This window comes from Flavobacterium galactosidilyticum (assembly GCF_020911945.1).
Classification (GTDB): Bacteria; Bacteroidota; Bacteroidia; order Flavobacteriales; family Flavobacteriaceae; genus Flavobacterium; species Flavobacterium galactosidilyticum.
In genome coordinates, this window is sequence record NZ_CP087135.1 from 2,604,114 (window position 1) to 2,619,760 (window position 15,647).

Here is a 15,647-nt window from a genome sequence, read left to right on the forward strand (position 1 = left end):
TTCTGAAAAATTCTAACACAAATAGTGTAGGTTTAACAATATTAAATAAGCTGTTTTTTTCGCTAGATTAAAAGCATCTTCGTTGCCATTAATTAATCAGGTTACAAAGGCTTTATTTGCTTTAATTTATAAAAAAGCTAAAAAAATATTCGTTGTGTTTTTGTGTCTTTGTAGCATTGAATCACGAACCGACTTACATTTTGTTAGAGACTTTATTTTAAAATAATAACGATGAACAAATCTATTTTTCCTTTACTTTTTATATCCCTTATTATGGCAACAACTGATGCATTTTCTCAAAAGAAAGAAGTAAATCATGTAGATTGGACGACAGCTGCCCAATTGCAAAATTCGGATGGTAGTCTTTCAATTGGTTACGCAGGACCAATTAACGGTATTAGTAATGAGGTGCTAATTGTTAGCGGTGGTGCCAACTTCCCTGATAAAATGCCTTGGGAAGGAGGAAAGAAAAGTTATTCTAAAACCATTCATGTACTTGAAAAATGCAAAGATCAATATACTTGGAATAATGAAGTAAAAAGTGTATTGCCTGAAGCTATTGCTTATTGTGGATCGACATCTACTGATTTAGGTGTGGTTTATGTAGGTGGCGAAAATGAAAATGGACTTTCTAATAAATCATATCTTTTAAAATGGAATGCCGCTAAAAAAGAAGTGGAAGCTAAAGTATTACCCGATTTTCCTTTCGCTATTGCAAATATTTCTCTGACTCATATTGGTAAAACAGTTTATGCTGTTGGCGGAGATGAGGCAGCTAAATCCTCTGATTTTTTTGCTAGTCTAGACTTGAATGAAGCCAACCCGCAATGGAAAGCTTTACCCAATTTACCTTTGGCTTTAGCCAATGCGGTTGTAATTGCTCAAAAAGGAAAAAACGGAGTTAATATTTATGTAGTAGGCGGAAGAACTAAAACAGCTTCTGGAATAAGTGATTTACATAATACTACTTTTGTTTTCGATGTAAAAAAACAAATCTGGGAAGCTGCGGCAACGATTTCTGACGGAAAAAACAGCACTAACTTTTCAGCGGGAGCTGGAGTTGCCGTAGGAACTCATTCTGTGTTAATTGTTGGTGGAGACAATGGTGTTATTTTTCACCAAATAGAAACCTATCTATCTCAAATTGCTCAAGCAGAATCAGAAGAATTAAAAGCGGAACTCATCGCTAAGAAAAATAAATTAGTAACGAATCATCCCGGATTTTTCAACGGAATTTTGTTATACAATACGCTAACAAATGAATGGTCAAAAGTAGGAGAGTTACCTTTTTTACCTCATGTTACCACTCCAGCCGTTTTATGGGATAAAAAAATAATCCTGTCTAACGGGGAAATTAAACCTGGAATTCGTACACCTAATGTTATGTTAGGAACCATCAAGAAATAATAACAATTAGTTAGTTACACTCACTTTCTATTTACTGAAAAGCTATTTTAAAAACTCACAAAGAAAACCCATTTATGAAAGAATCAAAATATTATCCTTGGGTTGTCGTAGCCCTACTGTGGATTGTCGCCTTGCTCAATTACATGGACAGACAAATGTTAGCCACCATGCGCCCATCAATGGAAACTGATATTCCAGAATTATTATCTGGCGAGAATTTTGGTCGATTAATGGCAATATTTCTTTGGATTTATGCATTAATGAGTCCAGTTTCGGGAATTATTGCTGATAAAATGAACAGAAAATGGTTGATTGTTGGTAGCCTTTTTGTTTGGTCAGCTGTTACTTATGCGATGGGATATGCTAATAGTTACAATCAGTTGTATTGGTTAAGAGCAATTATGGGTGTGAGCGAGGCTTTATATATTCCTGCAGGCTTGTCACTTATCGCTGATTATCACCAAAAAAAGACAAGATCATTAGCTATTGGTATTCACATGACGGGATTGTATATGGGTTCTGCAATAGGAGGTTTTGGAGCTACAATTGCTGCCTCTTTTTCATGGCATACTACTTTTCATTATTTTGGATTGATTGGAATTATTTATTCTGTTGTTTTAGTGTTTTTATTAAAGGAATTTAAACATCCCGAATCAGAAACTAAAGCATCTGTTGCTACACCTACAAAGGAAAGAGAATCAGTGCTAAAAGGTTTAAGCGTATTATTTACAAACATGTCTTTTTGGATAATCTTATTTTATTTTGCTATTCCAAGTTTACCAGGTTGGGCTACTAAAAACTGGCTTCCTACTTTATTTTCTCAAAACTTAAATATTCCTATGGAACAAGCTGGACCGCTTGCGACTATTACCATTTCTGTTTCGGCATTTATCGGAGTTATTTTTGGTGGAATACTATCAGATAGATGGGTACAAAAAAACATTAAAGGAAGAGTCTATACGAGTGCCATTGGTTTAGGATTAACTATTCCTGCTTTACTGTTACTTGGTTTTGGTCATTCTTTATTTAATGTAGTAGGAGCAGCGCTATGTTTTGGTATTGGATACGGAATGTTTGATGCTAATAATATGCCAATTCTTTGTCAGTTTGTGTCTTCAAAATATAGAGCTACGGCTTACGGAATTCTTAATATGGTCGGAGTAGGTTGTGGCGCTTTAGTGACTTCATTATTAGGTAAATATTCTGATAGCGGAACCTTAGGGAGTGGATTTGCATTAATGGCTGGTGTCGTTTTAGTTGCATTAATTGTTCAAATCAGTTTTCTACGTCCAACGGCAAATGATTATGTAGATGCCTAATATTTGATTAAAATCAAATGCGCATTTAATATTTAAATAAGTGACTTTCATTATTTTTTGGTTTGGTTAGAGCTATATTTTGAGGTAAAATAGTATGTTTTGCCTCATTATATAGACAGCTACAAAACTTACAACGGTTAATCCTGTACTATGAAACGATTTGCTATAAATCAGTTTTTACTTTCTTGTATTGTTATCCTCTGTTTCGGACAGTTGGTAATGGCACAAAAAGCAGCTATAAAAATAGCTTGTATTGGTGATTCCGTAACCGCAGGTTATCTTTTAGGAAATTCAGGATTAGAATCGTATCCATCCCAACTTCAATTGTTGATGGGAGAAAGTCATCAGGTTGGAAATTTTGGAAATAGTGGTGCTACACTGTTGAAAAACGGACATAAGCCTTATTATAAAACAAAGGAATTTAAAGATGCTATTGCATTTAATCCAGATATTGCCATCATTCATTTAGGTTTAAATGATACCGATCCTAGAAACTGGCCTAACTACAAAGAAGAATTTGATGCTGATTATAGTTGGTTATTGGATGCGTTAAAAAAGCAAAATCCAGCTGTTAAAATATATATCTGTAGAATGACGCCTATTTTTAATGAACATCCTCGATTCAAATCTGGAACGAGAGATTGGTATTGGCAAATTCAATCGCATATAGAAACTATTGCAAAAGCGAATCAAGTGGGATTAATTGACCTACATGAAATTTTATATCCGCGTCCTGATCTTTTTCCAGATGCATTACATCCCACAAAGGAAGGTGCATCAATTTTGGCGAAGATCGTTTATAAAAATATCACTCAAGATTTTGGCGGACTAAAATTAGCAACGGTTTTTACAGATAATATGGTTTTGCAACGCAATCAGCCTATTACAATTTACGGAACTGCTAATGGTGGTGAGGTAGTTGAAGTATCTTTCAAAGGACAAAAGAAGTCAGCTACAACCAATCAATACGGAAAATGGGAAGTTATTTTTCCTCCTCAAATTCATGGTGGACCTTATGAAATGATGATTAAAAGCAATTTAAAAAACATTGTTTTAAAGAACATATTAATTGGTGATGTTTGGTTTTGTTCTGGGCAATCGAATATGGTTTTTCAACTTCAACAATCTGAAAACGGAAATGAGGAAATAAAAAAAACTTTGCCTAATGCTGCTATTCGTCTTTTCAATTTTAAGGATTTGCGAGAAACGGACAATACAGTTTGGGATTCGATCACATTAGCCAAAACGAATCAATTAGAATTCTTCTCAGGAAAATGGACTGAATGTAATGCGGAAAATGCAAAAGACTTTTCGGCGATTGCTTACTATTTTGCAAAAAAAATTACTACCGAGGAAAATGTGCCTATAGGATTGATACAAGTTGCTGTTGGTGGATCACCGATAGAATCTTGGATCGACAGATATACGTTAGAACATGATGATAAAGTGGTTGATTTATTAACTAATTGGCGAAAATCTGATTTTATCATGCCCTGGGTTCGAACTCGTGCTGATATGAATTTAAAAAAATCAACCAATCCAAAACAACGTCATCCTTATGATCCAGCTTATAATTTTGAAGCAGGCATAACAAACTTTACTAAATTCCCAATAAAAGGTGTGCTTTGGTATCAAGGGGAAAGCAATGCACACAATATAGAATTATATGAACACCTTCTGCCTACTATGGTTAAAAGTTGGCGCAAAGCTTGGAACAGTAATTTTCCGTTTTATTATGTGCAATTGTCTAGCTTAAATCGACCTACATGGCCTGATTTTAGAGATGCTCAAAATAGAATGCAAAAAATAATTTCTAACAGCGCTATGGCAGTAAGTATGGATTTTGGAGATTCAACTGATGTTCATCCTATTCGAAAGAAAGAAATTGGGGATCGATTAGCACTTTTAGCTTTAAAAAACACCTACGGAAAATCAGTTATCGCTAATGGACCTTACCCTTTGAATGCAGTAAAAAATAAGGATCAAATAGTGATTTCTTTTACTTTTTCAAAAAAAATAATGGCAGCAGAAAAAAAAGAGATTATTGGTTTTGAATTAGTGACTGTTAAAGGAAAACACATTAAAACTTTGGCCACAGCCAAAAACAATCAAATTTTTATCACTATTCCAAAAGGAGAAAATATAAAGTCAGTTTATTACGCTTGGGAACCTTTTACGAGGGCAAATTTAGTAAATGAAGCCGGTTTACCATGTTCTACTTTTAAGATAGAAATAAAATAGAAATAAAAAGTACTCCAAAGGATGCTACAACAATATAAAATAAGTACAATAAGCAGGTAGGTGATGAAAAACCTAACTATAATACTTTTAAGAGATGAATTATTCGACTACAGATCTACAGGATTTAAAAGATTTTTACCAAAATCAATTATTAAATGACACGGTTCCATTTTGGTTTCCACGCTCGATAGATACCGAGTTTGGCGGTTATTTATTAATGCGAGATCAAGACGGAAGTCTAATTGATGATGATAAAGCGGTTTGGATACAAGGTCGTGCCGCTTGGTTATTGGCCACACTTTACAATACGGTCGAACCAAAACAAGAGTGGCTGGAAGGTTCCAAAACAGGTATCGATTTTCTGAACAATCATTGTTTTGATACGGATGGACAAATGTTTTTTCACGTAACTCGTGATGGGCAACCCATTCGCAAACGCCGCTATTATTTTTCCGAAACTTTTGCTGTTATCGCCATGTCGGCTTACGCCAAAGCAAGTGGAGATGAAGCCGCTGCCGAAAAAGCAAGGTTTTTGTTTGGTAAATGCATCGAATATTCAACAACTCCAGGTTTATTACAACCTAAATATTTGCCTACTCGACCAGCAAAAGGAATTGGAGTGCCTATGATTATGATGAATACGGCGCAACAATTAAGAGAAAACATTGGCGATCCCCGTTGTAATGAATGGATAGACAAATGGATTGCAGAGATTGAGCGTGATTTTGTTAAAGATGATATAAAATGCGTGATGGAACAAGTAGCACCAGATGGTTCTATTATTGACCATATCGACGGTCGTACTTTGAACCCAGGTCATGCGATAGAAGGAGCTTGGTTTATATTGCATGAAGCAAAATACAGAAACAATGATCCACATTTGATTGCATTAGGATGCAAAATGTTGGATTATATGTGGGAACGTGGCTGGGACAAAGAACATGGTGGGATTTTATATTTCCGTGATGTCTATGACAGACCCGTTCAAGAATATTGGCAAGACATGAAGTTTTGGTGGCCACAAAATGAGGTGATTATTGCAACTTTATTAGCCTACACCATGACTGGAGATGAGAAATATGCCAAATGGCACAAAATGATTCATGACTATGCTTATGACAAATTTCATGACAAAGAAAATGGCGAATGGTTTGGCTATTTGCACCGCGATGGTAGCATAGCACAAACTGCCAAAGGGAATATGTTCAAAGGGCCATTTCATTTACCGCGCCAGGAATGGTATTGTTTACAAATACTCAACGAACACTTGAAAAACGAATAGTTTTTCAAATACTCATTGAACCGATTAAAATTTATATTAATTATTATTTACAATTTATGGAAAAATTATTAACTAAGCTAGGCTTGCTTTTTTGTTTGGCTTTTTGTTTGAATCTTAATGCTCAAAGTGGCAATGCATTAGTGCTAAATGGTACATCACAGTATATGACTGTGGCTACCCACTCTGACCTCAATATTACAGCTCTTCAGAGTAAAACCATTAGCTGCTGGATTCAAACAACCTCCACTGCAAGCACGCGTGTGTTTGGTAAACGTTCCAGTGGCAATGGAGCCAATATGACTGCACCTGGTGTATCAGGTACTGGTTTTGAAATATTTTTAAAAGGAGGCACTTCCCCTGGAAGTTTTGTTGCAGGAAATGCCAAGTCCACAACCAGTGTTAGTATTGGCACACCATATGGTACGGTGGGAGTAAATAATGGAGTATGGCACCATCTTGCTCTGGTAATAGACAATACCACTAAAATAGCATACGTATATATAGACGGCACATTTAGTTCCCAGACTGCCACTGCTGCAACCACCGCACAAGATTTTTCAACACTTGTAAATATGGTTATTGGTGCGGCGGCAGATGCAAGCAATAAATTGCCGGGTAAAATTGATGATTTCCGTATTTATAACGGAGCGTTGGATGCAACACAAATTGGTGCCGATAAAAATACCACAACGGTAAATGGATCAACCCCAAACCTTTTGGCCGCTTGGGATTTTGAAGGTATAACCCAAACAAATGTTCCCGATGTTTCAGGAAGAAATCATCCTGGGATACTTACAGGTTATACCATGCAGTATGCTTCAACGGTCTTGTCACAAACGAATACAACGCAACTTGTACAAGGAAGTAATGACCAACAGATTATTGGTGTCAATATCAAAACGACCAATCCAAATACTTTGCCTGCAATTACACTTTCGCAGTTAAATTTTACTATGAATGGCACCACAGTCCTTTCGGATGTAAATAATATAAAGATATATTCAACAGGGAGTTCCAATGTTTTCAGCACGGCAACACAATTTGGCGCAGCAGTTAGTCCGGCCGCAGGAACGCTTACTGCGACTGGAAGTATTCCGTTGACAACAGGGGATAATTATTTTTGGATTGCTTATGATGTGGCTGCGGGTGCGACAGTAAATAATGTATTGGATGCCACCTGCGAAGGTTTTGTGGTAGGTAATTCTACCTATACTCTAGCGTCACCTAACAATACGGTAACAGGTTCAAGAACAATAGTTGCACCGGGAGCCGTTAATGTTTCCTTTACCACTATCCCGAAGGATATGCAGTTTTTTGCCAGAAATCTTAGTAACCAAGCAACAATAAGTGTTGTGGGTAGTGTAGATTCACCTAATATCGCATCAATAAAAGTTGATTTTTACCGTAATAATATATTGCGAAACACGATTTCTCAAAACCTAACGTATAGTGGAGGTTCGGCACCATTTAATTTGTCTGATGTCATCACGGCAGAATTGGCCGAATATAAAATTGTGGTAAGCACGGTTGATAATAGTAGTGCGACAGAAGTTATTACCACAAAGGATCAATTAGTAGCCGGCGATGCTTATGTTGTTATGGGACAATCTAATTCCCATCCTACCAGAGCAGGTTATACCTTTACCAATGAATACTTAAGAAGCTTTGGTATTCAAACAGGCAATACCAACTATGATACTTACAATCCTGCAGATGTTAACTGGGGGCTTGCACAGGCAAACTATACTGGGGCGTCAGGAACGGCAGATGCTGCTAATCCTACTTTTTTTGCTGGACCTTATATGGTAGGTGTTTGGGGACTCCAAATGATGGAAGACTTAAAAAACCAGTTTCAAATACCGATATGCATCATCAACGGAGGGGCAGGTTCAAGTACAATTGAACAAAACTTGCCAGGTGCGGATCATTTTGATTTGACGACAGTGTATGGCCGAATGATGTACCGTGTACAACAAGCTGGATTACAAAATAACATTAAAGCCATGTTCTGGCATCAGGGGGAGAAAAATGCTGACGGAACTTTTGCAAATTATCCAGCAAACTTCGATTTACTATACAATGCTTGGAAAACAGATTTGCCAGGCATGCAAAAAGTATATGTTTTTCAAACCAACTTAAACGGTTGTTATGGCGGTGCCAGTGTAAACCAATCGGCAATGAGAGAATGGCAACGGATTTTGCCACAAACAAAAACCGATGTTTCTGTGTTTCCTATGGCGGGTATTCCAGGAATGCAATCAGGTGATGGAAATGAAATTGCTTACTGCCATTACGGACTTAGTGGTTATACCACCATGGGTAGTCGTGTTGGGAAAGTGGTAGCTAAAGAAATTTACAGTTTCAATGCTACCGATAATGTTTTGCCTCCAAACATTACTGCGGCGGCATTTAATGCAGGTCGTACCCAAATAACGTTGACTTTCAACAACAGTAATCTTCTTGCGCAAGCAGCGGTGGGTATTCATAATTTAAAAGATTATTTTTTCCTTGACGGTGTTTCGGGTGCTGTAAGCACGTTGACCGTGATTGGTAATACGGTTGTTTTAGATTTATCGGCAGCATCATCGGCACAAACAATTTCGTACTTATCTAATAGTTTGTATAATGATAATTCGAGCGTTTTTGCTGGGCCATATTTAACCAATACTAATAATATAGGAGCATTAACTTTTAATAATTTTCCAATAACAGGAGCATTACAACATTTACCAACTCCTTCAGGCAATGTATTGAAGTTGATCAATGGTGGTGGTTCTAATCAATATATGTCTGTGGTAGATCATGCTGATATTGATATTGCTTCCAATCAGTCTAGGACAATTACGGCATTAGTAAAAACTGCTACACCAGCAGCTGTCCGCATACTTTCAAAACGTAGTGGTGCAGGTTATGAATTTATTACCAGCGCTAGTGGTATTCCAGGTTTAAACGCTTCGGATGCTACTGGTCCACGTGGAGCAGGGTTCACTGGATCACCGAACATTGCAAATAATCAATGGCATCATGTAGCTATGGTGATTGATCAAAGCAATACAGCAGCCAAAACAGTAAAACTCTATGTTGATGGGGTCTTGATTTCAACAGGTTCTTCCTTCAATTCAGCTGGCGATTTCAGTAATGCCGTGAACTTAATTGTGGGTGGTGTTTCTGGAACAGCAGCGGGTCAATTTAATGGTAGTTTGGATAATGTTCGCATTTGGAATAAAGCGATGACATTTTCAGAAATTAGTGCCGATCAGGATGCTGTGGTCAGTGCGCCAACAGCAAATCTTCTTGCTGCTTGGGATTTTGAAGGTGTGGTAGGTACCAATGTTCCAGATGTATCTGGCAATTCTCATCCAGGAACATTGGTGGGAAGTCCGATTGTTGCCCCTGTACAAGTAAATATGGTGGTCAACTCGACTACCTTAGTTCAAACACAACTGCCAACAGGATTGGGAGATGTAGATCAACGCATCATCGCTGTAAGGGTAACCACTGAAGGTTTTCAAAACGTATTGACCGCTTCTGCGTTAAACTTTACAATGAATGGCACTACTTCAATTTCCGATGTTAGCAATATCAAAGTGTATTATACGGGTAGCAGTGCTATTTTTAACACAAATACAGCATTTGGCTCAGCAATTACTCCTGCAGCTGGTGCTTTAACAGCAAATGGTTCTCAGGTTTTAACAGAAGGAGACAATTATTTCTGGATTACCTATGATGTAGCCGCTGGAGCTACCGAAGGGAATTTCCTTGACGCCAGTTGCGAATCTATTGTTATTAATTCTGTGACTTACAATCCAGCCTCGAATACTGTTGCAGGAAATAGAGTAATATTATTGGCAAACACACTATTGTTCACACCTGGGGATGCGGGTTCGTTAAATTATCGTATTCCAGCAATCATAACTGCTGCCGATGGATCTTTGGTAACCGTAACTGACAAAAGATGGAATGGTGCTGGGGATTTAGCAGCTAAGATTGACCCCGTAGTTCGTCGCAGTACTGATAATGGTAAAACATGGTCAGCTCCTGTAGTCATTGCTAATTTTGGTGCAGCTACTGGAGCAGGAGACGCAGCGATTGTAATGGATAAAACAAATGGTAATTTAATTTGTATTTTAGCTGCAAACAAAGGTTTTTTTGCTTCTACCAACGCCAATCCTATTCAAATTTTAATTGTTCGTAGTACTGACAATGGTATTACTTGGGGCACTCCCGTAGATATAACTACCCAAATATATGGTCCTAATCCAAATTGGAAAGGTGTCTTTATAGCTGCTGGAAGAGCGCATCAATTAAGAGATGGAAAAATTGTAGCGGCATTAACCGTTAGAGAAGATGTTTCGGGTTCAGAAAAAATCAATAACTACATGATGAGCAGTGTAGATAGTGGAGTGACTTGGACTGCTTCAACTGGAAGAGCTGAACTAGATGGTGACGAGGCTAAAATTGTAGAGTTGAATAATGGTAATCTTATGATGAGTATTCGTAATTCAGGTTCTCGTAGATTTAATATTTCAACTGATAAAGGAGTAACTTGGGGTACCGCTTACAGTCAAGCTGCAATTACAGATCCAAATTGCAATGGGGATTTTATTCGCTACACTTCAACTATAGATGGATATGATAAAAATCGCTTGTTACATTCTGTTCCATTTGCAGCAAATCGTAGTAATGTTAGTGTATTAATGAGTACTGATGAAGGAACTTCGTGGCCAACCAAAAAAACAATTTTTTCTGGAGCATCAGCCTATTCTAGTTTAACGGTTTTACCTGACGGAACTTTGGGTATGTACTACGAAAATGGCGAGAGTTCGACTTACCAAATGTATTTTGTACGTTTCAGTTTAAATTGGTTAACAAATGGAGCAGATACTTTTGTGCCTAGTCCTACTTTATCAACAAACAACAGTATAAATAATCAAGATCAAAAAGGTTTAACAGTCCAAATCAGTCCTAATCCTACAGATGATTTATTTACTATGAATATACTAAATGCCGAAGATCGTGTTACTATTAAAATAGTTAGTTTACTAGGAAATGTTATTCAAAAAATAACGCTTAATAAAGGTGAATCGACCAAAGTTTTATCTTTAGGAAATCAATCAAATGGGGTTTATGTGATTCAAGTAAATGATACAAAGACAACTAAAAATTACAAGATAATTAAAAAATAGCAAGATTAAACTACTAGTCTTTGCTACATCATAGACTAGTAGTTTATAAATTAAATAGAAAACGAGCAATATAGTTTTAGACGATTATTGATGTTCATTTTATTTATTAATGGATATATTTACGGGTTAACTATTAAAAAATTTCCCCAATAAACAAACAACACACTAACATTAAACAGTTTTTACCATGAGAAAAATTTTCACATCGCTACTATTGATCACAGTAATAGGGCTGTCGGCTCAAAATGAGAAGTACCAAATTGCAGATGGTGTTATTTCACATCAGGACTTATTCAACACATCTATGGTTCAAGGAGTAAACTGCTTCCGAATTCCTGCAATTGTTACAGCTCCAAACGGTGATCTTATTGCTGCTATTGATGAGCGTGTTCCTAATTGCGGTGATTTAAACCGAAGCGGTGATATTAACATTGTTGTCAGACGAAGTGCTGACAATGGAAAGACTTGGTCTGCAATTGAAACGGTGGTTAATTTTCCAATGGGACTATCAGCTTCTGATCCTTCAATGATTGTAGATAGGGATACTAAAGAAATTATTCTTTTCTATAATTACATGGATTTTGAAAAAGAAAGAGACATTTATTATTTACACGTAGTTAAAAGTAAGGACAACGGAAAAACTTGGAGCAAACCAGAAGACATTACAAAGCAAATTGCAAAACCAGAATGGCATAAAGACTTTAAATTCATCACTTCGGGTCGTGGAATTCAAACTAGAGACGGAAAACTTTTGCATACTTTAGTTAATCTAAGTAAAGGTTTATTCATTTTCGGAAGTGATGACCATGGTAAAACGTGGTATTTTATTGATACTCCTATAAAACCCGCTGATGAATCTAAAATTATCGAATTAGCTGATGGAACTTGGATGGTTAACTCCAGAGTTAATGGCGGGAAAATGCGTTATGTACACACTTCAACAGATGAAGGGAAATCATGGACAAGTAAGCCAGAGCCTACACTGATAGATCCGAGTTGTAACGGTAGTATTATAAGATATACTGCAAAAGCAGATGGTTATAATAAAGACAGAATTATTTTCTCGAATGCAAAAATGGAAAAAGGGCGTATGAATTTGAACGTTCGTATCAGTTATGACGAAGGAAAAACTTGGTCAGAAGGTAAAACGATTTATAGCGGTCCTTCAGCCTATTCCTCTCTTACTGTTTTGAAAAATGGCGACCTAGCCGTCTTTTTCGAAAAAGATGAGTATACTAAAAATGAATTTGTTAGCTTTTCTTTAAAATGGTTAACTGACGGAAAGGATAAGTATAAAAAAGCTTGCAAGATCAGAAAGAAAAAAAATTAATAATAAATTTTAGCCCTTCAATAATTCACAAATTTTGGAGGGTTTTTTTCTAAATTTCCTGCATGGTCTTTTTTAACCGTGTAGGTTTTATATTTGAAGAATGGTCTACAACTATTTTTGAACTTTATAAAGCATCCGCTATTGTATGGTTCGAAGAATTTTATACCTACAAGGTTTTGAAAACCTTGCAGAAAAACCATAACAATTACAAATTCATTACCTTTTAACGTATAATAAACCACTATTAATACTGTCTATCATGAATTATCGCAAAAACTGCAATTGGATGTACTCTGTCATTATCACAGCGCTGTTTTTTATTGCAGGAACTACCAATGCTCAAATAAAAAAAAGCAATTTTCCTGAAAGTCTATTTTCGACTTATTATCATCAAAGATTAAGTCATTTTGAAACTTTACCTAAAACTAAAAATGATATTGTTTTTTTAGGAAACAGCATATCAGATGGCGCAGAATGGAGTGAGCTATTTGCGGACAACCACATAAAAAATCGCGGAATTAGCGGTGATTTTACTATAGGAGTTCTCAATCGCCTAGATGAGATAAGTATTCGAAAACCAAAGAAAGTTTTTCTGTTAATCGGAGTTAATGACTTGACACGTAATACATCGACCGATAGTATTTTTAAAAACATTGTTCAAATTGCGAAGTACTTAAAACAAGAGAGCCCTGCAACAAAACTATACATCCAAAGTGTTCTGCCCGTAAATGACGTCTATAAAAAGTTTGATGGTCATACCAGTAAAGGGGAACAAATAAAATCCTTAAATGCTAGTCTTAAGCAAAATGCCAAAGATTACAATTACACTTTTATTGACCTATACACAGCGTTCTCTGATGAGAATGGAAAAATGGCAAAACAGCTAACGAATGATGGGTTACATCTTAACGGCGAAGGTTATTTGTTATGGAAACGTATTGTTTATCCTTATGTATATAATTTAGAAACCAAAGCAGCTTTACTTCCAAAACCACAACAACTAACTTGGAATAATGGCTATTTCTCTTTAACGGATGCCAATACCATTTTTGTCGAAAATCCAGCTTTGAATAAAGAAGCATTAGTATTGCAAAAAGCAATGAAGCAAAAAGGTTTACACGCCGAAATAACAAACAAAAAGCCTAGCAAACAAAATTACATCTTGCTTCGATTAGGAAATGTAAATGCTGCTTTAAATCCCGCAGAAGCCTATAATCTAAAAACTACTTCCGATAAAATTGTACTAACGGCGAATACACCAAATGGAGTCTATAACGGCATTCAAACTTTACTGCAATTAATGCGCGATAATGTTGCAGTGGAAGCCTCTGAAATCACAGATTGGCCAGCTTTTGCATGGCGTGGATTTATGGTAGATGTTGGAAGAAATTACCAATCGATGAAACTCCTAAAACAACAGATTGATGTAATGGCAGCTTACAAAATGAATATTTTTCATTTTCATCCTACTGAAGATATCGCTTGGCGTTTGCAAAGCAAGTTATATCCACAGTTGACAAATCCGGAATTTATGCTGCGTGATAAAGGCGAATATTATACGGAGAATGATTTAAAAGAGCTGATTGCATATTGCAAAGAACGTTACATCACCTTAGTTCCTGAAATTGATATGCCAGGTCATAGCGCCGCGTTCAAAAGAGCCATGGGAGTTGACATGCAAAGTGATGAAGGTTTAGTAATTGTAAAAAATATAATTAAGGAATTTTGCAGTACTTACGATGTACCGTATTTGCATTTAGGAGCCGACGAAGTAAAAATTACGAATCAGAAATTCCTACCCGAAGTGATTGCACTTACTGAAAGTTTAGGAAAAAAAGTGATTGGCTGGGAGCCAGGTGGTAATTTTACTGATAGTGTAATTCGCCAACTGTGGATGGAAGGAGCAACAAAAGTTAGTAAAAACAAAAATATTAAATATATTGATTCTCGACATTTGTACTTAAACCACATGGACCCTTTAGAAAGTGTAGTTACCATTTTTAACCGCCAAATATGCAATTTAACTGAAGGGAATGAAAATGCTTTGGGGGGAATTGTTTGTGTATGGAATGATAGAGCGCTAGAAAACGGTGATGATGTTATGAAAATGAATCCTGTTTATCCAGGCATGTTGGCTTTTGCAGAACGCAGCTGGCGAGGTGGGGGTTCTCAAGGTTGGACAGCAACTATTGGCGAACCAGAAACCGAAAGAGCTACTGCTTTTGCGGAGTTTGAAAACCGACTATTAGACCAAAAAAAGCAATACTTCAAAGGTTTAGATTTTCCTTATATGAAACAAACTGATTTAGTTTGGAACATTTATGGCCCTTTTGATAATAAAGGTGATGTAACCAAATCTTTTGCACCTGAAAATGTAAAATTTAATGCATCCAAAGAAAAACCAACGTACAAAGCTACTGGCGGAACTCTAGTAATGAGACATTGGTGGGCACCATTAATTTCCGGAATTATTGAGGAGCCAAAAGAAAATACAACATGGTATGCTCAAACAAAAATTTGGAGTGATGAAGATAAAGAACAAGATTTTTGGATAGGCTTTAATAACTTATCGCGTTCGATGAATACGGATTCGCCTGCTGCAGGAACGTGGAATAATTTGAATAGTTCCATCTGGGTAAATAATCAGTTGATCCCTACGCCACTGTGGAAACGCCCTGCGCAAAAAGGTAATTTAGAAATACCGCTAATTGATGAAGGATATGAATTTAGAGAACCAACAAAGATTACTTTGAAAAAGGGATGGAATACGGTTAATGTAAAGTTACCAATTACTTCATTTAATGGACTTAATTGGCAAAATCCAGTAAAATGGATGTTTACCTTTGTAGCAGTAACACAATAATAACTGCTCTTGCTCCATT

The 15,647-nt window shown here is 36.5% G+C and carries 7 protein-coding genes; all 7 read left to right on the plus strand.

Features of this window, described 5'->3' with window-relative positions:
• Window positions 1–231 precede the first annotated feature (231 nt).
• The 7 genes from LNP27_RS11235 (at window position 232) to LNP27_RS11265 (ending at window position 15,628) form a co-directional block, all read left to right on the plus strand.
• On the plus strand, window positions 232–1,407 hold the full coding sequence (locus LNP27_RS11235; RefSeq protein WP_229941692.1) for a galactose oxidase: 1,176 nt from the start codon (window positions 232–234) through the stop codon (window positions 1,405–1,407).
• Between the two features lie 74 nt (window positions 1,408–1,481).
• Complete coding sequence (locus LNP27_RS11240) at window positions 1,482–2,726, plus strand: MFS transporter (protein ID WP_229941693.1); 1,245 nt, start codon at window positions 1,482–1,484, stop codon at window positions 2,724–2,726.
• Between the two features lie 150 nt (window positions 2,727–2,876).
• Entirely contained in the window at window positions 2,877–4,967 is a 2,091-nt protein-coding gene (locus LNP27_RS11245; RefSeq protein WP_229941694.1) for a GDSL-type esterase/lipase family protein, read from the plus strand.
• A 94-nt stretch (window positions 4,968–5,061) separates the two neighbouring features.
• Window positions 5,062–6,249: an AGE family epimerase/isomerase gene (locus tag LNP27_RS11250; protein ID WP_229941695.1), complete on the plus strand. Its 1,188-nt coding sequence runs from the start codon at window positions 5,062–5,064 to the stop codon at window positions 6,247–6,249.
• A gap of 56 nt (window positions 6,250–6,305) precedes the next feature.
• Window positions 6,306–11,435 carry a LamG-like jellyroll fold domain-containing protein gene (locus LNP27_RS11255; protein WP_229941696.1) on the plus strand — a complete coding sequence of 1,710 codons (5,130 nt, stop codon included), beginning with the start codon at window positions 6,306–6,308 and terminating at the stop codon, window positions 11,433–11,435.
• A 187-nt stretch (window positions 11,436–11,622) separates the two neighbouring features.
• Window positions 11,623–12,765, plus strand: coding sequence for a sialidase family protein (locus tag LNP27_RS11260; protein ID WP_229941697.1), 1,143 nt, complete (start codon window positions 11,623–11,625; stop codon window positions 12,763–12,765).
• 259 nt (window positions 12,766–13,024) lie between these two features.
• Complete coding sequence (locus tag LNP27_RS11265) at window positions 13,025–15,628, plus strand: family 20 glycosylhydrolase (protein ID WP_229941698.1); 2,604 nt, start codon at window positions 13,025–13,027, stop codon at window positions 15,626–15,628.
• Window positions 15,629–15,647 lie beyond the last annotated feature (19 nt).

What these genes read in the sequence shown, in the direction of transcription:
- LNP27_RS11250 (WP_229941695.1), top strand. Translation starts at nt 5,062, where the DNA reads ATGAATTATTCGACTACAGATCTACAGGATTTAAAAGATTTTTACCAA.
- LNP27_RS11260 (WP_229941697.1), top strand. Translation starts at nt 11,623, where the DNA reads ATGAGAAAAATTTTCACATCGCTACTATTGATCACAGTAATAGGGCTG.
- LNP27_RS11265 (WP_229941698.1), top strand. Translation starts at nt 13,025, where the DNA reads ATGAATTATCGCAAAAACTGCAATTGGATGTACTCTGTCATTATCACA.
- LNP27_RS11255 (WP_229941696.1), top strand. Translation starts at nt 6,306, where the DNA reads ATGGAAAAATTATTAACTAAGCTAGGCTTGCTTTTTTGTTTGGCTTTT.
- LNP27_RS11245 (WP_229941694.1), top strand. Translation starts at nt 2,877, where the DNA reads ATGAAACGATTTGCTATAAATCAGTTTTTACTTTCTTGTATTGTTATC.
- LNP27_RS11235 (WP_229941692.1), top strand. Translation starts at nt 232, where the DNA reads ATGAACAAATCTATTTTTCCTTTACTTTTTATATCCCTTATTATGGCA.
- LNP27_RS11240 (WP_229941693.1), top strand. Translation starts at nt 1,482, where the DNA reads ATGAAAGAATCAAAATATTATCCTTGGGTTGTCGTAGCCCTACTGTGG.